This is a genomic window from Paenibacillus naphthalenovorans (assembly GCF_001465255.1).
Classification (GTDB): Bacteria; Bacillota; Bacilli; order Paenibacillales; family NBRC-103111; genus Paenibacillus_G; species Paenibacillus_G naphthalenovorans.
In genome coordinates this window covers 1,292,340-1,315,979 of the sequence record NZ_CP013652.1, presented here as the reverse complement: position 1 = coordinate 1,315,979, position 23,640 = coordinate 1,292,340, and the positions used below count along the sequence as shown (strand labels likewise).

The 23,640-nt window shown below is 51.0% G+C and carries 22 protein-coding genes; all 22 read right to left on the bottom strand.

The annotated features are described in order from the left end of the window. Positions 1-20: 20 nt before the first annotated feature. The 22 genes from truB to IJ22_RS06250 all read right to left on the bottom strand — a co-directional run bounded on the left by truB (position 21) and on the right by IJ22_RS06250 (position 23,622). A complete protein-coding gene (gene truB / locus IJ22_RS06355) occupies positions 21-953 on the bottom strand; it encodes a tRNA pseudouridine(55) synthase TruB (protein WP_062408006.1) in 933 nt (310 codons plus the stop codon). Next, positions 950-1,933 carry a DHH family phosphoesterase gene (locus IJ22_RS06350; RefSeq protein ID WP_062408005.1) on the bottom strand — a complete coding sequence of 328 codons (984 nt, stop codon included), beginning with the start codon at positions 1,931-1,933 and terminating at the stop codon, positions 950-952. The genes truB and IJ22_RS06350 overlap by 4 nt, the downstream gene beginning before the upstream one ends. Then, the gene (gene rbfA, locus IJ22_RS06345; protein WP_062408003.1) at positions 1,930-2,286 is read right to left on the bottom strand and encodes a 30S ribosome-binding factor RbfA; all 357 of its coding nucleotides are present in this window, start codon (positions 2,284-2,286) and stop codon (positions 1,930-1,932) included. The genes IJ22_RS06350 and rbfA overlap by 4 nt, the downstream gene beginning before the upstream one ends. A 7-nt stretch (positions 2,287-2,293) precedes the next feature. Then, positions 2,294-4,978 (bottom strand): translation initiation factor IF-2, encoded by a 2,685-nt coding sequence (infB, locus tag IJ22_RS06340; protein WP_062408002.1) that lies wholly within the window; start codon positions 4,976-4,978, stop codon positions 2,294-2,296. A 24-nt stretch (positions 4,979-5,002) separates the two neighbouring features. Further along, complete coding sequence (locus tag IJ22_RS06335) at positions 5,003-5,296, bottom strand: YlxQ family RNA-binding protein (protein WP_062408001.1); 294 nt, start codon at positions 5,294-5,296, stop codon at positions 5,003-5,005. Beyond that, positions 5,286-5,603, bottom strand: coding sequence for an RNase P modulator RnpM (gene rnpM / locus IJ22_RS06330; RefSeq protein WP_054818902.1), 318 nt, complete (start codon positions 5,601-5,603; stop codon positions 5,286-5,288). The genes IJ22_RS06335 and rnpM overlap by 11 nt, the downstream gene beginning before the upstream one ends. Positions 5,604-5,646: 43 nt before the next feature. Then, a complete protein-coding gene (gene nusA, locus IJ22_RS06325) occupies positions 5,647-6,744 on the bottom strand; it encodes a transcription termination factor NusA (protein ID WP_062408000.1) in 1,098 nt (365 codons plus the stop codon). A gap of 62 nt (positions 6,745-6,806) precedes the next feature. Beyond that, the gene (gene rimP, locus IJ22_RS06320; RefSeq protein WP_054818901.1) at positions 6,807-7,265 is read right to left on the bottom strand and encodes a ribosome maturation factor RimP; all 459 of its coding nucleotides are present in this window, start codon (positions 7,263-7,265) and stop codon (positions 6,807-6,809) included. A 159-nt stretch (positions 7,266-7,424) separates the two neighbouring features. Next, on the bottom strand, positions 7,425-11,738 hold the full coding sequence (locus IJ22_RS06315) for a PolC-type DNA polymerase III (RefSeq protein WP_062407999.1): 4,314 nt from the start codon (positions 11,736-11,738) through the stop codon (positions 7,425-7,427). Positions 11,739-11,919: 181 nt separating this feature from the next. Further along, complete coding sequence (proS, locus tag IJ22_RS06310) at positions 11,920-13,377, bottom strand: proline--tRNA ligase (RefSeq protein WP_062407998.1); 1,458 nt, start codon at positions 13,375-13,377, stop codon at positions 11,920-11,922. A gap of 32 nt (positions 13,378-13,409) precedes the next feature. Continuing rightward, positions 13,410-14,669 (bottom strand): RIP metalloprotease RseP, encoded by a 1,260-nt coding sequence (gene rseP / locus IJ22_RS06305; RefSeq protein ID WP_062407997.1) that lies wholly within the window; start codon positions 14,667-14,669, stop codon positions 13,410-13,412. Positions 14,670-14,832: 163 nt separating this feature from the next. After that, positions 14,833-15,984, bottom strand: coding sequence for a 1-deoxy-D-xylulose-5-phosphate reductoisomerase (locus IJ22_RS06300; RefSeq protein WP_082660706.1), 1,152 nt, complete (start codon positions 15,982-15,984; stop codon positions 14,833-14,835). A 21-nt stretch (positions 15,985-16,005) separates the two neighbouring features. Continuing rightward, the gene (locus IJ22_RS06295) at positions 16,006-16,794 is read right to left on the bottom strand and encodes a phosphatidate cytidylyltransferase (protein WP_062410878.1); all 789 of its coding nucleotides are present in this window, start codon (positions 16,792-16,794) and stop codon (positions 16,006-16,008) included. 18 nt (positions 16,795-16,812) lie between these two features. Then, complete coding sequence (locus IJ22_RS06290) at positions 16,813-17,580, bottom strand: undecaprenyl pyrophosphate synthase (protein ID WP_062407994.1); 768 nt, start codon at positions 17,578-17,580, stop codon at positions 16,813-16,815. 57 nt (positions 17,581-17,637) lie between these two features. Further along, positions 17,638-18,192: a ribosome recycling factor gene (gene frr / locus IJ22_RS06285; protein ID WP_054818900.1), complete on the bottom strand. Its 555-nt coding sequence runs from the start codon at positions 18,190-18,192 to the stop codon at positions 17,638-17,640. A gap of 2 nt (positions 18,193-18,194) precedes the next feature. Further along, positions 18,195-18,920 (bottom strand): UMP kinase, encoded by a 726-nt coding sequence (gene pyrH / locus IJ22_RS06280; RefSeq protein WP_062407992.1) that lies wholly within the window; start codon positions 18,918-18,920, stop codon positions 18,195-18,197. 96 nt (positions 18,921-19,016) lie between these two features. Beyond that, the gene (gene tsf / locus IJ22_RS06275; protein ID WP_054818899.1) at positions 19,017-19,667 is read right to left on the bottom strand and encodes a translation elongation factor Ts; all 651 of its coding nucleotides are present in this window, start codon (positions 19,665-19,667) and stop codon (positions 19,017-19,019) included. A gap of 94 nt (positions 19,668-19,761) precedes the next feature. Continuing rightward, a complete protein-coding gene (rpsB, locus tag IJ22_RS06270) occupies positions 19,762-20,460 on the bottom strand; it encodes a 30S ribosomal protein S2 (protein WP_062407990.1) in 699 nt (232 codons plus the stop codon). 256 nt (positions 20,461-20,716) lie between these two features. Beyond that, on the bottom strand, positions 20,717-21,211 hold the full coding sequence (locus IJ22_RS06265) for an MltG/YceG/YrrL family protein (RefSeq protein ID WP_054818897.1): 495 nt from the start codon (positions 21,209-21,211) through the stop codon (positions 20,717-20,719). Beyond that, positions 21,204-21,821, bottom strand: coding sequence for a DUF6115 domain-containing protein (locus IJ22_RS06260; RefSeq protein ID WP_054818896.1), 618 nt, complete (start codon positions 21,819-21,821; stop codon positions 21,204-21,206). The genes IJ22_RS06265 and IJ22_RS06260 overlap by 8 nt, the downstream gene beginning before the upstream one ends. Before the next feature lie 25 nt (positions 21,822-21,846). Next, positions 21,847-22,170 (bottom strand): hypothetical protein, encoded by a 324-nt coding sequence (locus IJ22_RS06255; protein WP_054818895.1) that lies wholly within the window; start codon positions 22,168-22,170, stop codon positions 21,847-21,849. Positions 22,171-22,212: 42 nt separating this feature from the next. After that, complete coding sequence (locus IJ22_RS06250; protein WP_062407988.1) at positions 22,213-23,622, bottom strand: flagellar assembly protein A; 1,410 nt, start codon at positions 23,620-23,622, stop codon at positions 22,213-22,215. Between the last annotated feature and the right edge of the window lie 18 nt (positions 23,623-23,640).

Here is a 23,640-nt window from a genome sequence, read left to right as displayed (position 1 = left end):
GCACGCTTTGCCGCCCATCTTCAAGAAAAGATTTTGTTTGGTAATAAAAGACCGCGCCGCGGATCCCATTCAAAAATACCGATCAACCGGCCTTCGCCGGAGAATCCGGCAATAGGTTTGCCGGAATCCGCATGTGAATTGTCCGTCTGCGGCCAATGAGCCGGCTCCAAACGAATTTTTTGTCCTGACAGCGCTCTTCGGGCTGATTCATCATCCAAACGGACCGATGGCAAACAGCTCAGCACATGTTCCATCGGTATCAGCTTATCCGACAGCGCCCCCCGTTCGTGAAGCTCTTCCACCTGCTCCAAGGTCAAGCACTGCTCCGGACCGATGTTGCCCGAAGACGTTCGCACCAACTCTCCCATCACCGCAGGGATTCCGAGCGCTGCACCAATGTCGGCGCACAGCGTCCGGATGTACGTACCCTTGGAACATTTCACGCGGAACCGGACTTCGGGAAATTCTCCCGACCAATCCGTTTTCAGCACTTCTATACTATAGATCGTAACGGTGCGTGCCTTGCGCTCGATTTCAACGCCTTGCCGCGCCAACTCGTATAAGCGCTTGCCCTCCACTTTCACAGCGGAATACATAGGCGGCACTTGTTCCATCGTTCCAACGAACTGTGCTATCGTCTCGGTCACCTGCTGAGGAGTCACCCTTCCTCCAGGATTCTCCAATCTTTGAAGCACTTGTCCGCTCATATCTTGCGTATCCGTACAAAGACCCAGACGGAGTACGGCTTCGTATGCCTTGGGCATTTCCTGCACGTACTCGACCAACCGGGTCGCACGCCCGATACAAAGCGGCAGCACGCCGGTCACTTGAGGATCCAGTGTGCCCGTATGGCCGATTCGTTTAATTCGTATGATCCGGCGAACCTTTGCCACCACATCATGAGAAGTAAAGCCTTTCGGCTTCCAAATCGGTAAAATGCCTTCGAGCGTCATGAGAGCTCCTTCCCTACTTCCTTGACTACTTGCTCAATCGCTTCCTCGAGACTGCCGCTGATCGTACAGCCCGCGGCACGAACGTGCCCGCCGCCCCCGAACCGCTTGGCAATGGCAGCCACATCCGCTTGGCCCGCTGACCTCAGACTTACTTTTACAGATCCGGGCTGCTTCTCCTTGAACAGCATACCGACCTCCACGCCCTCCACATTACGGGCATAGTTCACCAGCCCGTCCATATCCTCAGAGGTCGCTTCGGTGGACGACAAATCGTCCAGTGTCACATACAGCCAGGCCGCCCGATTATTATGGGCGAAAGACAATGTACTCAAGCTCCGCTTGAGCAGCGAAACCTGACCGTAAGTCATCGTTTCGAGCAGCCTTTCGGCGAGCTTGTGTCCTTGCACGCCGCGCGCCAGCATGTCGGCGGCAATTTGCAGCACTTTGGGAGTGGTATTGGCGTAACGGAAGCCGCCCGTATCGGTAAGAAGACCGGAATAAATGCAAATACTCAGCTCACGGGTCAGCTCGACGCCAAGCTCCAGTGCCAGATCGTACAGCACCTCGACTGTAGCTGCAGCATCGGCCCGGACCAGATTGACTTGCCCGAAGTTATCGTTTGTCGCATGATGATCGATATTTAAGAGCTGCCATTGCGGGGCAAAGCAGCTCCGTACTTGGCCGATACGCTCAAAATCAGCACAATCGACCGAAATAATCGTCCTGAACGTCCGTTCGGGACGTTCCAATTCGTAAGGTATGACAGAAAACGAGCCGGCCATGTACATGAACTTCTCCGGAATCCGGCCCTCATTGATCAACGTGGCCTTTTTATTAAGGGACTTCAGCAGCCATGCCATAGCGAACGTGGAACCGGAGGCATCCCCGTCAGGCTGGACATGGGATACCACCAGGAAATCATCGTTATTGCGGATAAACTCAGCCGCTGATCGGAGCTGAGCTTCGTAACCGGCGGTCATATATTCGGGTTCTCCTGTTTAATTTGCTGAAGGAGCCCTTGAATCTTAGAACCGTAATCAATCGACTCATCGAATTTGAACAGGAGTTCCGGTATCTTGCGCATCCGAATTCGCTTGCCGAGCTCCGAACGGATAAAACCGGTGCTGCGGGTCAGTCCCTTCAACGTTTCTTCCTTCTGCTCATCGGTGCCGAGAACGCTCAAAAAGACCTTCGCCTGAGAAAAATCATTCGTTACATCCACGCCCGTCACCGTAATAAAACCGATCCGAGGGTCTTTTAACTCCGACTGGATGATTTGGCTCAGCTCTTTTTTGATTTGTTCTCCGACTCTGCCCACGCGAATTTTAGCCATATGCGGATCACCTCTCTACAGTTTCCATTACGAAGGCTTCAATCGTATCTCCTTCTTTAATATCATTGAATTTGTCTAGAGATATACCACATTCGTATCCTTGAGCAACCTCTTTGGCGTCATCTTTGAAACGTTTGAGTGAATCGATTTTTCCTTGGTAGACGACAATGCCGTCGCGAACCAGGCGCACTTCCGCATTGCGTGTAATTTTGCCGTCGATCACCATACAACCGGCGATCACGCCGACTTTGGACACTTTAAAGGTATTGCGCACTTCCGCATGGCCGATAACCACTTCTTTATATTCAGGATCAAGAAGCCCTTTCATAGCGTGCTCAATTTCTTCCATCACTTTGTAAATAATGCTGTGCATACGAATATCGACTTTTTCCTGCTCAGCCGTATTCTTCGCCTGCGGCTCGGGACGAACGTTAAATCCGATGATGATCGCATTGGAGGCCGATGCCAAAATAACGTCGGATTCCGTAACCGCGCCTACACCGCTGTGTATGATTTTAACCCGTGCGCCTTCAACATCGATTTTTTCGAGCGAGCCTTTGAGCGCCTCGGCAGAACCTTGTACGTCCGCCTTAATGATGACGTTGAGATCCTTGATTTCGCCTTCTTTGATTTGCTTGTACAAATCATCGAGCGTTACACGGGCATTCGCCCCCATTTCGGATTGACGCAGCGTCACCGCACGCTTCTCGGCAATGGCTCTTGCCTTACGTTCGTCTTCAAAGACAAGGAACGGATCGCCAGCCTGTGGAACTTCGGTCAAGCCGGTAATCTCAACCGGTGTAGAAGGTCCCGCTTCTTTAAGCTTACGGCCCCTGTCGTTGACCATCGCCCGTACGCGGCCAAAGCAAACGCCGGCTACGAAACTGTCGCCCACCTTCAGCGTACCGTGCTGAATCAGAATGCGGGCAACCGGCCCTTTACCCTTATCCAGCTCTGCCTCGATGACCGTGCCTCTTGCCCGTTTATTCGGATTGGCTTTTAATTCCTGAACCTCGGCGACAAGCAAAATCATATCGAGCAGGTTCTCAAGACCGATGCGCTGTTTAGCGGAAATGTTGCAGAAGATCGTATCCCCGCCCCACTCTTCAGGTACCAGTTCGTATTCTGTCAGCTCCTGCTTGATGCGGTCCGGATTAGCATCCGGCTTATCAATTTTGTTGACAGCGACAATGATCGGTACTTTTGCCGCTTTGGCATGGTTGATCGCCTCGACGGTTTGCGGCATGACGCCGTCATCCGCAGCTACAACGATAATCGTAATATCCGTCACCTGAGCTCCGCGGGCACGCATCGACGTAAATGCTTCGTGGCCCGGAGTATCCAGGAACGTGATTTTTTTGCCGTGAGCTTCCACTTGATACGCACCGATATGCTGAGTGATGCCTCCGGCTTCGCCTTCCGTTACGTTGGTCTTGCGGATCGCATCCAGCAGTGTCGTTTTACCATGGTCAACGTGACCCATAATGGTAACGACCGGCGGACGCTCGAGCAGATCGGCTTCGTCGTCAATTTCTTCAAACTGCTCGAACTTGTCTTCCTCAACCGGAATCTTCAGTTCCACTTCGACTCCGTAATCAGAAGCCAGCAATTGAATCGCATCCAAATCAAGCTCCTGGTTGATTGTAGCCATCACGCCCAGGAACAACAGCTTCTTAATCACCTCGGAAGCGTCCTTGTGAAGCGCCTTGGCCAACTCGCCTACCGTCATGGTACCGCGAACGATAATTTTCTTGGGCGTATTGTCGATCTTCGGCTTCGGAGGCTCGGAGTGATTTTTACCGCCCTTGCCTTGATTCTTTTGATTGCCGCGGTTTTGAAGCCCTTTGCCGCCCGATTTAAAATCGTCAAAACGTTTTTGTCCCAGTTTTGTTTTCTTGTTGGCTGCGCCTTTAGCTGCTACATTATCGTCGACATCCACCTGAAGCACGCTCCCCAGCGATCGGGACTCTCCAGACCCGGGAGTCCGATTACTGCCTCCGCGCTGGTCCAATCCGTTTCTGCGGGCATCCGGTCTTTGCCCCTGCTGACCTCCGCCTTGCTGACCTTGCGGACGCTGCCCGGGACCCCGGCCGCCTTGGCCGCCGCCACGGTTAAAGCCGCCTCCCTGACCTTGTCCTTGACCGGAGCCCGCCGGGCCACGGCGTTCGCCTTGAGGGCGTCCGCCGCCTTGGTTTCCTTGACCGCTTTGACGATGCTGGCCCTGACCTTGTCTGCTGTCGCCCTGCGGTCTGTTGGAGGAGGATGGCCCCCCTTGACCTTGACCGCCCTGCGGTCTGCCTGACTGTCCGCCGCCTTGGCCTTGCGGTCTGCCCGATGAAGGCGCGTTGCTTGGTCGGGTTGCCGCCGATTGCACTTGCGCCGCCGACTTTCTTTGCTCCGGCTTGGATTGAACTGCAACCGTCTGCTGCTTAGGTTCCTGTCGTCCTGCCGGTTTGTCGGCCGATTTGGCGGCCGCCGCTCCATCATTTCTCTTTGCCGCTGCATTTGCCTTTACATCTTTGAAAAATTTCTCCACACTTTCCACCGCATCATTCTCCATTACGCTCATATGATTGTTCACCGGCTTGCCCAGTCGTTTTAAAATCGTAATAATCTCTTTACTGCTCATGTTCAAGGATTTCGCATACTCATACACTCTAATTTTATCTTTATTGTTATCTTGTTTTGTCAATACAGTCCACCTCCGTGCGTTCTCCTACTGCTTCAACATGCGCGCAAACCCCGCGTCCGTTACCGCAATAACGACCCGCGTTTCCTTACCGATGCTTGCCCCCAGCTGATCCCGACGGCCGTACTGATAAATAGGAACCCCATAATAACTGCATTTATCGTTAACTTTTTTGAATGTACCTTCGGAAGCGTCTTCGGCTACGATCACCAGCTTCGCCTGGCCGCCTCGTATTGCTTCAATGACCATATCTTCTCCGGTGACCAGTTTTCCTGCCCTCATAGCCAGCCCCAAATTCGAAAAAAATTTATCATTCTTCATCTTCGTCGTCCACCGCATCTTTTCCGGCAATAAACTCGTCTTCCACCTTAATGAAATCCTGTTCAAGCGCATCGTAAATGTCCGGAAGGACCGCAGTCTTCAGTGCGCGGTCCAAGGCACGCGACTTTTTGGCCAGCCTGAAGCAGGACTGCTTTCCGCACAAATAAGCTCCTCGCCCCGCTCTCTTTCCCTTCAGATCGATATGGAGCTCGCCGTCGGGAGTCTTTACCACTCGGATGAGTTCTTTCTTTGGCATCATTTGCTGGCAGGCCACGCATTTGCGTAGAGGTATTTTTCGCTGCTTCATCGTTTCATTCCCTCCCGTATGCTAATCCACCGACCCGCCTGATTTAGTCGATGCTGACCGAATCCTGATGCATTTCTTCGGAGTTGGCTTTAGGACGCCCATACTCCTGCTCCGCTTGCGTTTCGCTCTTGATATCGATCTTCCAACCGGTCAGCTTTGCGGCAAGCCGGGCGTTCTGCCCTTTAATTCCGATAGCAAGAGACAACTGGTAGTCGGGAACGATGACTCGTGCCATTTTTTCCGCTTCGAACACCTGTACCTCCAGAACCTTGGAAGGGCTCAAGGCATTGGCCACATATTCTTCAATGTTTTCCATCCAGCGGACAATGTCGATCTTCTCGCCTTTCAGTTCGTTGACGATCGTTTGTACGCGCATGCCCTTGGGACCTACGCAGGAGCCGACCGGATCAACCTCCTCGTTGCGGGAATGCACGGCGATTTTGGAACGGTACCCGGCTTCTCGCGCTACCGAGCGGATTTCCACCACGCCTTGGAAAATTTCCGGAACTTCCAGCTCGAACAAACGTTTAAGCAGACCCGGATGGGTACGTGACAGCACAATTTGCGGACCTTTGGTCGTATTTTCCACTTTTGTGATATAAGCTTTCACACGGTCGCCCTGTTTGAATTTGTCCGTAGGCATCAACTCGCCAAGCGGCATCACCGCCTCAATCTTGCCGAGATCAATGTACAGGTTGCGTTGGTCCTGACGCTGTACAATCCCGTTGACGATGTCTTCTTCCTTGTCCACATAAGCGTTATATATCAAACCGCGTTCCGCTTCACGGATCCGCTGCGTGACGACCTGCTTTGCGGTCTGCGCCGCAATACGCCCGAAATCCCGCGGCGTCACTTCGATTTCGACGATATCGTTTAATTGATAGTTTTGATTTATCTCCCGTGCGGCGTGAAGTGAAATCTCCAGGCGAGGGTCGAGCACTTCATCCACAACCGTCTTGCGCGCATAAACTTTAATCAGACCCGTATGGCGGTTGATATCGACGCGCACGTTCTGCGCTGTATTGAAGTTGCGCTTATAACTGGAAATTAGAGCCGCCTCGATGGCATCGATGAGCACTTCTTTGGAAATGCCCTTTTCTCTTTCAATTTCATTTAACGCTTCAATAAAATCCATGTTCATTTGAACGGAGTTCCCCCTCTCGTATAATTGAGAAATGTGACTAACGACAATTCAATGCTTTATCAGAACACAATGGCAAGCCGTGCGCTTGCCACTTTCGCAAAAGGTATAACATGCTGTTTCTTGCCGACTTCAATCACTACCGTCTGCTCGTCGAACGACAGGAGCTTGCCCTCGAACTCTTTTAAACCGTCAACCGGTTCATAAGTCGTAACGAAAACATGCTCCCCTACCGCCTTGTGATAATCCTGGGTTTTCTTTAAGGGGCGCTCTGCTCCCGGGGACGACACCTCAAGGAAATAGGCGTTTGGTATCGGGTCCTTTTCGTCCAGCCTTGCGCTCAAATATTCGCTGATGCGCCCGCAGTCGTCAATGTCGATGCCGCCTTCCTTGTCGACGTACACCCTTAGAAACCAGTTGCCGCCTTCCTTGACATATTCAATGTCGATCAGTTCAAATCCGTTCTCGTCCAAAAAAGGCCGGACCAGCTCTTCCACTGTGGATTTGATGTGTGTGCTCAACCTGCTTCCTCCTATTCACTCGCTTGAATGCCTTATACAAAATGTAAAGAGTGGGTTTCCCCACTCTCTGGTTACGAGATATAACATTACTACCGTAGAAGATTATACCATAAGTGCCGTTCAATTTGCAATAATGATGAAAACGACAACCTCTTCCGTTTAAAACAGCGAAAGCTGGTTTGTCTCCGGCAAACCTCGGAAGCAACCCATGCCGGCCAAAATTTCTACAATCGTTTTCGACGCTTTACTGCGCGTTTGGAAATCCTCGATGGACAAGAACGGACCATCGTTTCGGGCCGCTGCGATATTTTTGGCCGCATTCTCGCCGATTCCGCCAACAGCCGAAAACGGCGGTATAAGGGAGTCTCCGTCAATCAGAAACTTGGTAGCGTCCGATTTGTACAAATCGATGCTTTTGAATGTAAACCCGCGCGCAGTCATCTCCAGCGCCATCTCAAGGATCGATATCATATTTTTTTCTTTCGGGGAGGCTTGAAAGCCCTTTTCCTCGATCTCGATCAGCCTGCTGAGAATCGCGTCGTAGCCCTGGCACAGGAGCTCAATCTCAAAGTCCGTCGCCCGAACGGAGAAGTAGGTCGCATAGTAAGCAATCGGATGGTACAGCTTAAAGTAAGCGGTACGTACGGCGGAAATGACATAGGCAGAGGCGTGCGCCTTCGGGAACATGTACTCGATCTTCTCGCAGGAGTCGATGTACCACTGCGGGACATTATGCTTCTTCATCTCTTCTTTCCACTCTTCGGTAAGCCCTTTACCCTTACGCACGCTCTCGGTAATTTTAAAGGCGAGTCCCGCGTCCATTCCCGCTTTATAAATCAAATACAGCATGATATCGTCGCGGCAGCCAATTACCGTTTTGATCGTACATATGCCTTTTCTTATCAGCTCTTGCGCGTTGCCGAGCCACACTCCGGTGCCATGAGACAGCCCGGATATTTGCAGCAGATCCGCGAAGCTGCTGGGCTTTGCCTCTTCCAACATCTGACGCACGAACTTCGTCCCCATCTCCGGAACGCCGTACGTCGCTACGGGTGTCCGAATCTGTTCCGGCGTGACGCCAAGCGCTTCTACGGAGTTGAACATGCTCATGACCTTCGGATCGTTCATAGGGATCGTTGTCGGATCGACCCCCGTCAAATCCTGCAGCATCCGCATCATCGTTGGATCATCGTGTCCCAGTATATCAAGCTTGAGCAGATTGGCATCGAACGCGTGATAATCAAAATGCGTCGTCTTCCATTCCGCGCTTGTGTCGTCGGCCGGGTACTGGACCGGCGTAATATCATTAACATCGATATAATCCGGAACGACCACGATCCCCCCGGGATGCTGTCCTGTGCTTCGCTTAACCCCCGTACAACCCATAGCCAAACGGTTCAGCTCCGCTCCGCGCCACTTTTTGCCGTGCTCCTCTTCATATTTTTTCACGAATCCGTAAGCCGTCTTTTCGGCAACCGTACCGATCGTTCCGGCCCGGAATACGTTTTTCTCGCCAAACAGCACCTTCGTGTAGTTGTGAGCATGCGGCTGGTATTCGCCGGAGAAGTTCAGATCGATATCGGGGACCTTATCCCCTTTAAAGCCAAGGAACGTTTCAAACGGAATGTCCTGACCGTCACCTTTCAACTTCTCGCCGCAATTCGGGCAATTTTTATCCGGAAGATCGAAGCCGCTCGGAATCGACCCGTCGAGAATCCACTCGCTGTGTTTGCACGATTTGCATACATAATGAGGCGGCAGGGGGTTGACCTCGGAAATCCCCAGAAACGTAGCCACGACGGAGGAGCCGACGGACCCCCGGGAGCCGACGAGATAGCCGTCTTGGTTGGATTTTTTCACAAGCCGCTCGGATATCAAATAGTTCGCAGAGAAGCCGTACTTGATGATCGGCACCAATTCCTTCTCCAGCCGCGCCGTCACCACTTCCGGAAGCGGATCCCCATAAATCTGCCGCGCGGTTTCGTAGCAAGTGTTGCGGATTTCTTCGTCCGCACCCTCGATGATCGGTGTGAAAAGCTTCGTCGGGAACAGCTCCAGCTCCTCGAACTGGTCGGCAAGCTCGGAGGTGTTTTTGACAACGACCTCATAAGCCGTCTCTTTACCCAAATATTCGAATTCGGCCAGCATTTCCTTCGTAGTCCTGAAATGAACGTCCGGCTTGCGGATGTCTTTCAAAGGACTAAAGCCCGTAATCCCGTGAATCGTAATGTCGCGCGATATTTTTTCACGCGGATGCAGGTAGTGCACATTGCCGGTTGCAATGACCGGTTTGCCGAGCTTGCGTCCGATCTCAATGATTTTACGGTTAGCATCCTCCAACTGTGCAGGGCTTCCAACCAGGCCTTTTTCCACCAAATGCATATTGATGCCGGTCGGTTGAATTTCCAGCACATCGTAGAACGCTGCAACGTTCTCCGCTTCTTCCAACGATTTATTGAGCACCGTTTCAAAAAACTCGCCCTTTTCGCATCCGGAAGCGATGATCAGGCCCTCGCGCATTTCCTGCAGCTTACTCTTGGGAATGCACGCCACCCGGTGGAAATATTCCGTATGCGATAAGGATACCAGGGTGAACAGGTTCTTTTTGCCTATCATGTTCTTGGCATAAATACAACAGTGGAACGGCCGTTGGGTAGCCAGGTTCTTGCCCACCTGATCGTTAAGCCGATCCAGCTGCGTGTATCCCCTATCCGCCGCTTCCTTTAACAGATGGAAGAGCACGAAGCCAAGCGCAATCGAATCGTCGATGGCCCGGTGATGGTTGTCCAGACTCACCTTGAACTTATCCGCCAGTGTATTGAGACGGTGGTTCTTCATCGTCGGGAACAATAAACGCGCCAGCTCCAGCGTGTCCAGCACCGGATTGCTCACTTCCGGCAGGCCAAGCCGCTTGCAGTTGGCCTGAATAAATCCGATATCGAACCTGGCGTTGTGCGCGACCAGAACGCTATCCCCGACAAACTCGATGAATTTAGGAAGCACATCCTCCAGTTCCGGAGCGCCCTTTACCATATCATCGGTGATGTTGGTCAATTGCTGGATATTGTACGGAATCCGTTCGTGCGGATCGATGAATGTAGCAAAACGGTCAATCTCCTTGCCTTCCTTCATTTTGACGCCGGCGATTTCAATGATTTTGTTGCTGGTCACGGACAAACCGGTCGTCTCGATGTCGAAAATAACGTACTCCGCGTCGGCAATCGCGATGTCGGTCGCATTCATGACCACTTGGACCGAATCGTCAATCACATTGGCCTCCAGTCCGTATATGACCTTAATGCCGTGTTTCTTCGAAGCTTTATAAGCCTCGGGAAAACTCTGAACGCCGCTGTGATCGGTGACGGCGATCGCCTTGTGCCCCCATTTGGCCGCTGTTTTAATATACTGATCCACAGGAGTAATCCCGTCCATCGTACTCATCGTCGTATGTAAATGAAACTCTACGCGCTTCTCCTCGGCATCATCCATACGATCCGGCGGCGCCACGATTTCGTTTATATCCGATGGAATCATGACCAACTCGGGTGTTTGCATAAACCGGTCGTACTCCACCCGTCCACGCAGCTTCAGCCATTTGCCGTTGGTGATGAGGTTGTAGATTTTTACGTCTTCCTTCGTTTTGGCGAATGCCTTCACCATAATGGAATCGGTAAAATCCGTGATGTTAAACATATATAAAGTGCTTCCGTTTTTCAGCTCCTTGACTTCCATGCCGAATACGGTTCCCTGCACCGTAATTTTCTTTTCCTCGTCCTGTACCTCTTGCAGCGGTACGGCCGGTTCCTTGATGTCATAGCCGACCATCAGCTTAAGTTCTTCATTTGACTGCGATGCCGCTTCGTTCTCCGCTTCCACCGCCGTCATGATGACACTTGCGACCTCTTTTTCTTCCTGAGCGATCTGCTTCGCGAATTTCTCCATTTCTTGCTCCCGTGACCCGCTCACGGCATACTTCACATAAAAATCAACGCCGAAGAATTGGCTGAAATAGTTCTGAATCAAGCCGCCGATATTTTTCTTCTTCGCCAGCTCAAGCCCGATGGAATCCAGCAGATGAAGCGTCAGCACGTTATCCTTCACTTCAATGTGCGCCTTGGTCATCCATCCGTTGATGGACGCCGCCTCCCGCTGCACCCACTCGATAAACATGCTCCAATACTCATGCGCGACCGCTTCCGGTTTGACCTCCGCCGTGTACTGCAGCACGAAACGTATCGCGGCAATATGTGAAAATTTATCGCGTATCATCTTGCAGAAGGAACGATAGATGTCAGAAGGGACGATTTGGCTTTTCACGATAAAGAAGACCCATTCTTTATTTTTACGACTCGTCTCTACCTTATCAATATATCCGTCCGAAAAAAAAGACTGAACTACATCCGTCGGAACGCCCGCCTGATGCATCAGCATCTCAAACCTGTCGCGTTTATGCGCCGTACTGCTGCTGCTCATCTTGACCTCCTATCTAAAGAAAAGCTCCTGATCAAAGCCCTTTCGTTAAAGAACCGTTCGTGGTTTAACTGCAGCTTTTCTTGCGATTATAGAATCCTCCGGCTCCGTTGAAACTTTCAGATGATGTATTCTTAAAAAATAAGGGGCTTGTATGGACAAACCCCTAAATTGGTTTCGTATTTTAGTACGCTCGTCCGAATACAACGGTATGCTTGGCATCCGAACCGCAAACAAGACATTTGGTTTTGTTCGTTCCCGGCTCAAACGGGATATTGCGGCTTGTAGCGCCTGTCTCTTCCTTCACGTGCGCTTCGCAAGTCTCCGATCCGCACCAGCCCGATAGCGCGAACCCCCGTTTCTGTTCGAAAAACGACTTCAGCTCGTCCACGGAGTCCGCCTCTGTCATATGCTCGTCGCGGAAACGCTTGGCCCGATCATACATTTCCTGCTGCGTTTCCGTCAGCAGCTTTTGCACTTCTTCCGTAAATTGATCCTGGGCCACGATGCGCTTCTCGCCGGTAATCCGGGAAACCAATACCACCTGACCGTTCTCCATATCGCGCGGTCCGAGCTCGACGCGAACCGGAACGCCGCGCATTTCGTATTCATTGAATTTCCAACCCGGGCTTTGGTCCGGACGGTCATCCACTTTCACGCGCACACCGGCCTTCTTCAACTGATCATAAAGCTCGTTAACCCGGCCGACCACCTGATCGCGTGTTTTGGGCGGTCCAATCGGGATCATAACCACCTGCGTCGGAGCCACTTTCGGCGGCAATGCAAGCCCGCGGTCATCTCCATGGACCATAATCAGGGCCCCGATTAACCGGGTGCTGACGCCCCATGAAGTGGTGTGGCAGTATTGATGCTGGTTTTCCCGATCCAAATATTTGATGTCGAACGCTACGGCAAAGTTCGTGCCCATATAATGGGAGGTTCCGGCTTGTACCGCTTTTCCGTCCTTCATCATCGCTTCGATAGAATATGTATCAACGGCTCCGGCGAACTTCTCGGAAGGTGTTTTTTGTCCCATGATGACAGGAATCGCAAGGAAATTTTCCACAAAATCACGGTAAATCTCCAGCATCTGCATCGTTTCTTTGCGTGCGTCCTCCTCATTCTCATGGGCCGTATGGCCTTCCTGCCACAGGAATTCGCTTGTACGCAGGAACGGCTGGGTACGCTTCTCCCACCGGACAACGTTTGCCCACTGGTTAATGAGCAGCGGCAGGTCCCGATAAGAGTTAATCCACTCGGAATACATATGACCGATCATGGTTTCGGACGTCGGGCGAATGGCAAGCCGCTCCTCCAGCTTCTCTCCGCCCGCTTCGGTTACCCAAGGCAGTTCCGGATTGAAGCCTTCGACGTGTTCTTTTTCTTTCTGAAAAAAGCTCTCAGGGATAAACATCGGAAAATAGGCGTTGCGGTGTCCGGTTTCTTTAAACCGCGCATCCAGTTCCTTCTGTATATGCTCCCATATTTCATATCCGTCCGGTTTAAACACGATACAGCCGCGGACCGGAGAGTAGCTCATCAGATCCGCTTTTTTGATCGTGTCAATGTACCAGCGCGAGAAATCTTCGCTTTGCGGCGTGATTTCCTTTACAAATTGTTTTTCCTGTTTTGAATTCGACATCACTCTGATTCTCCCCCTACAGAAGGCAGTTCTTACCCGTTCATCAAACGCAAAATATCGTTATACGTTACGGCAATCATAAGCAGCATCAGCATGGCGAAGCCGACAAAATGGACCATGCTCTCACGGCTGGGATCGACCGGTTTGCCCCGCACCGCTTCAAGTCCCAAAAAGACTAGGCGGCTTCCGTCCAAAGCCGGAATCGGCAGAAGATTGAAAAGCCCCAAATACAGACTCATAATGGCAGTCCACGAAATATACTGCGCCCATCCTGCGCTGGCCTGCTCGCTTGTAAACTCGACGATCCTCACAGGTCCTCCCAAATCGTCAAGTTTAAACTGCAGTGTCGCGAGCTTGCCGAATCCATCCAATATCAGCATGGTAGCGGAAGAAAGGCTGTTCCAGCCGCTTTTCAGTCCTTCCATTACGGTAGCCGGTCTCGTCTCGGCAACGAGCGTAACGCCGACGCGAATCACCCCGTCCTGGTCGACAGCCGGCGTCACATTCTTCCTGATGATCTCCCCGTTACGTTCAATCGTCCAATCCATGGGTTTATTGACGGAGCTTTGAATAAGGGAGGTCAGCTTGTTTCGATCCGCTCCGATGTCCACTCCGTTTACGTTCAAAATCAAATCCCCGGATTGAAGCCCCGCAAGCTGAGCGGCGGAACCCGGCACCGTACCGGCAATTTTCACTTTATGCGGCACGCCGGCAATAAACACAACGGTCACGAACAGAATGAACGCCAAAATAAAGTTCATCAAAGGGCCGGCAAATATCGATAGAGCCCTCTGGCCTACCGTTTTGCTGCCAAATTGGCGGTCCCAGGGAGCGATTTGAATTTCCTTGTCTTTGCTGATCATCATCGCTTTGGGATGGACGGAAAACCGTTGGATGTCGCCGTCGACGTCCAGGCGGACAAACAACTTTTTCTCCAAATCGATCTGTTCAACCACACCTTCCAAGCTGCCTGTACGACTGTCAAAGTCGTTTAAATAAATGTGGGTAACTTGATCGTCGGTCAGCTTTACGGCGATGCGTTGTCCCGGATTGATTTGAACGATTTCCGGATCTTCTCCGGCCATTCTTACAAAACCGCCGATCGGAAGAAGACGCAGTGTATATCGGGTTTCATCCTGTTTGAAGGACAGCAGCTTCGGTCCAAATCCAATGGCAAACTCTCTGACCAAAATGCCTGCACGTTTAGCAAAATAAAAATGTCCCCACTCATGAATCGATACGAGAACAAAAAACAAGAGCACAATTTGAAATATATTCTGCAGCGTCGCCAATACTTTTACGGCCTCCTTAAGCACGAATGTTCACATCGATAGTTACGTAAAAGGCGTTTCCTTATCTTAAGATTAACATTAATGATGAAAGGAATACAAGCCGCCCCGTGATATGAACCTATGACCGGTTTACCGGAAAAATGCTTGCTGCTTCAGGCTGCCATTATAGCTGTGGCATGACGTTCCGCGCGGCCAGCCTTGCCCATTTGTCGATCTCGAAGATCGCAGGCAAGTCGGGGAATGCGACCGGTTCGTGTTCGGCCATCACTTGTTCAATGACGCGCTCGATGTCCAAAAAGGAAATCTCTCCTTTTAAGAACCGTTCCACCGCCACTTCATTGGCTGCATTATACACCGTCGGCATAGATCCGCCGATTCTGCCGCTTTCAAAAGCCATTCGCAGGCACGGATACCGCGAGAAATCCATCTCGCGAAAATGCAGTCTGCCTATATCTTTCAACCGCAGCCGCCCGGCAGGTGTTTTCATCCGGTTCGGATACGTCAACGCATATTGAATCGGCACCCGCATGTCGGGCAGCCCCATCTGTGCGATGACGCTGTAATCTTTAAACTCGACAAAGGAATGAATGATGCTCTCCGGATGAATCAGCACTTCGATCTGGTCGTAAGACAAGTCAAAGAGCCAATGAGCTTCAATCACTTCCAAACCCTTGTTGACCATGGTCGCCGAATCGATCGTAATTTTGGCGCCCATGGCCCAATTCGGATGCTTCAATGCATCCTCAACCGTAACATGCTTAAGCTCGTCACGAGTACGGTCCCGGAAGCTTCCGCCGGAAGCGGTCAGCGTAATCGTATGTATTTGTTCTTGGCGCTCACCCTGCAAACATTGGAAAATAGCGGAATGCTCGCTATCGATCGGCAAAAGGCGAACGCCCCGCCGATTCGCAAGCCCGGTTACGAGATGACCGGCACTGACCAAGGTTTCTTTATTGGCCAGTCCGATTTGTTTCCCTGCTTCTATAGCCGCGATAGTCGGCGCCAAGCCTTGGCTACCCACAACCGCCGTGACGACAAACTCGGCATCCGTACCTGCCGCGATCTCGATGAGCCCCTCTTCTCCGTAATATACCTTTACATCCGAGGGGATTTCCAGTGATAACTGCTCTGCCAGCTCCTTTGTCGCTACCGAAGCCTTGCGCGGACGAAACTGCCGGATTTGTTCCGCCAGCAGCTTAATGTTATGTCCTCCGGACAAGCCCTCCACCGTATACTGCTCAGGATAATGGGAAATGACATCCAGCGTTTGCGTGCCGATAGAGCCGGTGGAGCCCAGAATGCTGATTTTTTTCACAATTGTTTACCTCCGGCTATATTATACGTGAGGGATCCATGACAGCAGGTGAAGAAACGGAAAAACAATCAACCAGCTATCCGTCCGGTCCAGCACGCCGCCGTGACCCGGAAGAATCGCACCCGTATCTTTAATGCCTTTTACCCGTTTGTAAGCGGACTGCATTAAATCCCCCATTTGGCCAACGACAGCAATCATCAGTCCAATCCAAGCCGCGCGAGCATAATCGAGAAGCTCGGGTTTAAACGAGGCGAAGATCAACGCAACAAGGATCGAAATCACCACTCCGCCAATGGCGCCTTCCACTGATTTTTTGGGGCTGATCGCCGGCCAAAGCGGTGTTTTCCCAAACTTTGATCCAACAAAATAGGCGCCGGAATCTGTTGACCAAATGCAAAGGAATACAAGCAGCGTCCAATACAACCCGTTTTCGGTCAGGTCTCTTGTCGCAATCATGTAATGAAATCCGAAACCGATATACACCATGCCGATGAAGGCCATCGCAATATGATCTATCGTTGTTTTGTTTTTGGAAATGACCGTTGCGGCCATAAAAAGAAACATGAACAACCAGACCAGTTGACTCAGCGTAACTCCGGTATGCTGCCACTGCAGGGTAAGGCAAAACACCCCTAAATAGCCGATGATGACAATGGCTTTGTTTCCCTTCAGTCCGTTCATCCGCAGAAACTCATCGTAACCGATCATCGACAATATCAAAAGAAGCCCGGCAAACCAATAACCGCCCAAATAAAGCATGATGAAAAACCCGATCCCTGCGACGATCCCTGTGACGATTCTCTGCTTCAATTCCATTCCTCCATAGAACTACAACCCACCGTATCTTCTGGCCCGGCGCTGGTACTCTTGTATAGCTTCGAAGAAATGCCGCTCCGTAAAATCAGGCCAGCAAAGATCCGTAAACCACAGCTCCGAGTATGCGAGCTGCCACAGCATGAAATTACTGATGCGTTTCTCCCCGCTCGTGCGAATTAACAAATCGGGGTCCGGAAGCGGATCGGTCAGCAAATATTTGGAAAACAAGGTTTCGTCGATTCCGTCCGGATGTACTTTGTTCTCTTTCGCATCTTGTACAAGCTGTTGGATGCCCCGAAGCATCTCTTTGCGGCTGCCGTAGTTCAGTGCAAAATTTAAAATAAGACCTGTATTCCGCTTCGTCTGATCGATCGCGTCTTCAATGGCTTTAAGCGTATGATCCGGAAGGCCCTCTTGCCAGCCGGTCATACGGATTTGGACGTTGTTGGCTATGAGTTCGTCGATTTCCTTGGGGAAAAATTCAAGCGGAAGTTTCATTAAATAGTCGACTTCCTCTTTCGGCCGCTTCCAGTTTTCCGTGGAAAAGGCATACATCGTAAGCACCTGCACACCGATGCTGTCCGCCGCCATCGTGATTCTCTTCACGTTTTTCATCCCGGAATGGTGTCCGGCAACCCGCGGCAGTCCGCGCTTTTGCGCCCAGCGGCCATTACCGTCCATAATCACAGCCACATGATTTGGAATATTATCTGCATCGAGCTGCCGGGCGAGCTCCTCACCCTCCGGTTTGCTTCCAAACCATTTCTTGAAAGGTATCATGCTAATCCCCCATCAGGAAAGACTAAAAGCCCCCTCAAACAAGGGGGTCTTCACCAATTACACTTCCATAATTTCCTTCTCTTTAGCTGCGAGCACTTTGTCGACTTCAGCAATATACTTATCCGTAAATTTCTGAATATCGTCTTGATGGCGACGGGATTCGTCTTCGGAAATCCCCGTCTTTTCCAACTTCTTGATATCGTCATTGGCATCGCGGCGAATATTGCGGATGGCGACTTTGGCCTCCTCGCCGTACTTCTTCGTCATTTTAACCAGCTCTGTACGGCGCTCTTCCGTCAATGCCGGAATGACGATACGAATGGAGCTGCCGTCATTGGTAGGTGTAAGGCCAAGATCCGATTTCATGATCGCTTTCTCAATAGCGGACACAGAGCTTTTATCCCAAGGCTGGATCATCAGCGTCCGGGAGTCCGGCGTGTTAATATTGGCCAGTTGGTTCACCGGGGTCATCGTACCGTAGTACTCCACCTGCACACGATCGAGCAGTGCCGGTGTTGCGCGCCCCGCACGAAGCGAAGCCAGCTCCTTCTTCAGCGCACCAATCGCTTTTTCCATACGGTTTTCCGCATTTTTCTTTATCGATTGAGGCATCGTTATACACTCCCTTTTACTATCGTACCGATTTTTTCACCGAGTACCACTCGCTTGATATTGCCGCTTTCCGTAATCGAGAAAACGATCAACGGTATGTTGTTGTCCATACATAAGGAGGATGCGGTTGAATCCATTACACCCAAATTTTTGTTGAGCACTTCAAGATAAGTGAGCGTTTCGAACTTTTGAGCATCCGCATGTTTGAACGGATCCGCGGAATAAACGCCATCGACTTTGTTTTTCGCCATCAGGATAACCTCTGCCTCGATCTCAGCCGCTCTGAGCGCAGCTGTCGTATCGGTGGAGAAGTACGGATTTCCTGTGCCTGCCGCGAAAATAACCACTCTTCCTTTTTCCAAATGACGCATTGCTCTCCGGCGGATATAAGGCTCGGCAACCTGCTGCATCGTTATCGATGATTGAACGCGGGTAGGCACTCCGATCGTCTCCAGAGCATCCTGAAGCGCCAGCGCATTCATCACGGTCGCAAGCATGCCCATATAATCTGCGGTAGCACGGTCGATGCCTCTCGCGCTGCCGGCAATTCCGCGCCAAATGTTTCCTCCCCCGACGACAATGGCAACCTCGACTTGCAGGTCCACAACTTCCTTCACCTGCTGGGCGATGGATGAAATCACTTCAGCGTCGATGCCGTATCCCTGCTGTCCTGCCAAAGCTTCACCGCTAAGTTTCAAAACCACTCTTTTATATATCGGATGTTCCAAACAACAACCCTCCGTTTCAATCAGACCGCATTCCCTCTCTTGTTAAAAAAGAAGGAACACCAAGTGTTCCCACATTTCCTTGCCTATTCACTTCGATCAACGTTTTACTTGCGACATAACTTCTTCCGCAAAGTTTTCCTGCTTCTTCTCCAAGCCTTCTCCGAGCTCATAACGAACAAAGCGGCGGATCGAAATATTCTCTCCGATGGTGGCCACTTTTTCGTTCAGAAGAGCATTGATCGTTTTGTCCGGATCTTTAATGAAGGACTGCTCCAGCAAGCAGAATTCTTCAAAGAATTTGCTCATGCGGCCTTCCACCATCTTTTCAACGATGTTAGCCGGTTTGCCTTCATTCAAAGCCTGGTTTTTCAAGATTTCGCGTTCTTTATCCAAAGCTTCCTGCGGAACATCCTCACGGCGAACATATTTCGGATTCGCCGCTGCAATTTGCATTGCGATGTCACGGGCGAATTCTTTAAAAGAATCCGTTTTGGCCACGAAGTCGGTTTCGCAGTTGATTTCAACCAGTACGCCAATTCTTCCGCCGGCATGAATATAGGATTCCACAACACCTTCCGTTGCAATCCGGCCAGCCTTGTTTGCTGCCGCAGACAAGCCTTTCTCACGAAGGATCTCAGCCGCTTTCGTCAAATCTCCGTTTGCTTCCTCTAATGCTTTTTTGCAATCGAGCATACCCGCTCCGGTTTTTTCGCGCAATTCTTTTACTGCTGCCGCATTAACTGCCATAAGTTTGGCCTCCTCGAGTTCAATATGTAACCCTAAAAAAAGGGCGGTGAAAGGATTTTGCACCTTCAAACCACCCTTTCATGTATTCAATCCATTAGGCTGTCGTTTGTTCGCCTTGATGCGCTTCGATGACTGCGTCAGCGATTTTGGCTGTCAGCAGTTTTACCGCACGAATAGCATCATCGTTACCCGGAATGACATAGTCAATTTCGTCCGGATCGCAGTTTGTATCGACAATACCGACGATCGGAATACCCAGCTTGCGAGCTTCGGCAACGGCAATCCGCTCTTTGCGAGGGTCGATGACGAACAGAGCGCTCGGCAAACCTTTCATATGCTTGATACCGCCCAGGAATTTCTCAAGGCGATCTTTTTCTTTACGCAGGATAATTACTTCTTTCTTAGGAAGCACATCGAATGTGCCGTCCTCTTCCCATCTTTCCAGTTCATGAAGACGGTTGATCCGGTTTTCGATCGTTTTGAAGTTCGTCAGCGTTCCGCCGAGCCAACGTTGGTTAATGTAGTACATTCCGCAACGTTCTGCTTCTTCCTTAACGGAATCTTGCGCTTGCTTCTTCGTTCCTACGAACAAGATTGTACCGTTCTCTTCAGCAATGGATTTGACGAAGTTATAAGCTTCCTCAACTTTTTTGACCGTTTTTTGCAGGTCAATGATATAAATTCCGTTTCTTTCGGTGAAGATGTATCGATCCATTTTCGGGTTCCAACGACGGGTTTGATGACCGAAGTGCACCCCAGCTTCAAGCAGCTGTTTCATGGAGATTACTGCCATCCTCACGCACCTCCTCTGGTTTTGGTTTTTTGGTTTCCTCCGCCAATCTCATCTTCGCGGCAAAACTCCATTGACACACCAACCATCATGTTATGTAATAGCTGTTGCGATTGCCCTCAGAGCACCCTTGCCGGAATTAATCAGCGTGTGGATTTTAACACCGACAACTAATATACCATAACTGACATTGGTATGCAACACCCGCGATTTTAAACCTAATAACGACAAAATCGGACCCGGTCAGCCGGTTCCGATCCTAACGTGTAGTCAGCTTCGTAATTACTTCGGAAAGCTCCATCGGGCTCTTGAATACATGAATCCCGGTAACGATTTTATCATTTAACCGCTTGCGGCGCATCTCGTCCGCGAACGCTTTTCTGTCCGTAATGATACCGCTCGCCAGCAGCATATCCGCCACATGGCCCGCTGTCAGGCCGCCGGAGATATAAATGTAGGTTTCTTTGACCGGTGCGGAAGCCGCAGACTGCTGTTCGGCCGCCAGTTTTTCCTTTTCCTGCTGCAGTTTTTGCAGGACCAATGCATCGAGTTGGGTCTGATCATACAGCTTCTGGTCTTTGTCATACACCTGAAAATATACGGACGCGGCTTCCTTCAGCTGCGCCGGATTCATTTCTTCCAGGTCGGGACCGGACACTGCCGTTGAGGAAGACGCATTCATCAATTGAAGAAGCACCGCACCCAAAATCATTCCGGCGCCGAGTCCGGTAAGCATCGATTTATTGTTAGCCATCGGACAGCTCCTCCTGCTTGGCCAGTTGCAGAATCAGGTTGATTTCTCCTTTGTTCTTACCGAGCTTCTTCGCAATATAATCGGTCGATTTGCCCTGTTGATACAATGCGAACAGCTCACTGTACCGTTCCTTCATATCCGAAACGAACGATACGGCAGGCGGCTCCTGCGTGACCGGCTCAGGAGGGCTCGCCGCATTCACCGCTTCGGCATGCCGTTCGGGTTCAACCGAACCGGCGGTTTCACCAGAGTTTCCCGCATCGCTTCGCGTTTGGTCAGACAGCCGCGCTTGAAGCTGCTCGCAAACATACCCTATCCGGCTTATCTCCTGCTGAAGCTGGCTCCCTTGCTTTTCGAGTGTTTCTATGCGGTAAACGAGCTTAGCCGAATGCAGCTCGTATTCCTTCTTCGTTTCGGCAACCATCTGAATTAACGCTTTGTTCTGTTCGTCAAGCTCGGCGGCAAAATGGTCCATTGTTTCTTCCATTTCACTGAGCATGCTGCCGCTCTGCGATTTGCTTCCTTGGTTTCCCGAGCTTCTCGGAACCATTCTGGCATACACGATCAGCACGAGACCGACAAGCACAATATAAATCCAAGGTTGGTTCACTGCATTCACCTTTTTCACACAAGGGTTAAAGCGACAAATCGATATGCTGTCCTTTGAACGGATGGTCTCTCCGGGGCTCAGGCCTGGCGCCGCTCTGACCAGCAAACTTGCCGTCCCTACGGCGTTTTTCTTGCCCGTGCTGCCGCTTTGGCCCATCGTCCTTCACGGTGGAGCCGTTGGTCTCCTCCGCTTTGGCAGCGACTTGTCGCTCTTTCAACGTATGTTTTTCAGCTTCATTTGAGAGCACCGTCTGATCCTGAACAGGCTTGTTCATCAGTTGATGCTGCTTTAGTCCGGCTTCATCATTCTTATGAAGAGCGAACTGCATCTCAATGGATTTTAGGCTCATTTCAGGTACCCTCCTTTAAGCCGGGGCTTACATGATCAGCCGTTAAACGATTGGAAGCATGGCAATATCTCCGTCGAGCAATTGAAATTTCACCCGATGCGATGTGTCTTTAACGAATTTCGTATATCGCCCGATCACGATTTTCGCTCCGCTGTAGATCGTTGAAATGACTTCCACCTTGGCTTTTTCCGAATCCTCCAGCGACTTCTCGATTTCGAAGATCCGATTTTTGGCTGCGGCCATCTCTTCGGCGGTCTGCTTTTTGTTGTGGTTCAGCTTGATGCGCATGGACACTTTATCCGGCCCAAGCTGCCCGGCGGCAGCCAACTGATCCAGCAAAGTAAGTGCTTTCTCCGTTTTTTCCATATTCTCGCTCATGGTTCTAAGATGGGCGCGAAGCTGCTGCAGCTCATTGCGAAGCTCAGGAAGCACCCCTACCTCAATGACTGTCGTCGTTGACATGGAGTTTCCGATGGTGCGGGCAGCGACCCACTCTCCCGCCTGAATCATTCCGCCGACAATGAGCCCTTTCGTGCCTTTGCAAACCACCCGCTTGCCCGCGCGGATTTGCGAATGCATAATGCTTTGACTGACGAGAATTTCCTCTCCCGCTTCCACCGTGGCGTCTTGAATAAAGGAGCTTTTCACCCGGTTGCCTGCCCGAATGACACTTTTGTAATGTCCAAGAATGCCGGCGGTAATTTCGATGGAGCCTTCTGCTTCCAGATCGGCTCCGTCCACGCTTCCGGTGATCCGGATATCGCCGGCTGCTTTGATCCGAAAGCCCGGGAGCACACTGCCGCGGATGACAACCGCCCCGACAAAGTCAATATTGCCTATGTTATAGTCCACGTCCCCGTTCACTTCAAAAATCGGAAATACGTTGATCTTATCCCGGTCCGTTTTCGTCACCATACCGTCGATGGCCGCGTACATGGCTGTTTGCTCCGGGTCCACAACAACGTTTTTGCCGATTTTGAATTTGGCTTCTTTGCCGTCTTTGGCAAACAAGGTTTCACCTGTAACCGCTCTTCCCGGCGTGCCTGGAATGGCAGGAACCTTTTGAGCGATCAGCTGGCCTTTGCGTACATTGTGGATCGACGTCACTTCCTTGTAATCCACTTTGCCGTCGTCAAGCTCCGCCGGTTTTTTCAATTTGTCATCCAAATTGTACAACATGTGGATATGGCCGTCCTGACCGTCAATCGGAGGGTGGCCTTGGGCAATCAGCGTCCTGGAATTGAAAAAGGCTGCGGGATTCTCGGCGATGGCAGTCAGCTTCTCCTCATCGATTCCGAACACGATATGGTGAGATTTTAAAAATTCCTCCAGCGCTTCACGCGAAATCTGAAAGGATTGGTCACAATTCGTTAACTGTAAATATGCGGACAATTTATCGTCTGACAAGGAGATATCCAAGTAAAAACTGATCGGCAACTCCGAATCACTCATCGTTACTCCGCCTTCCAT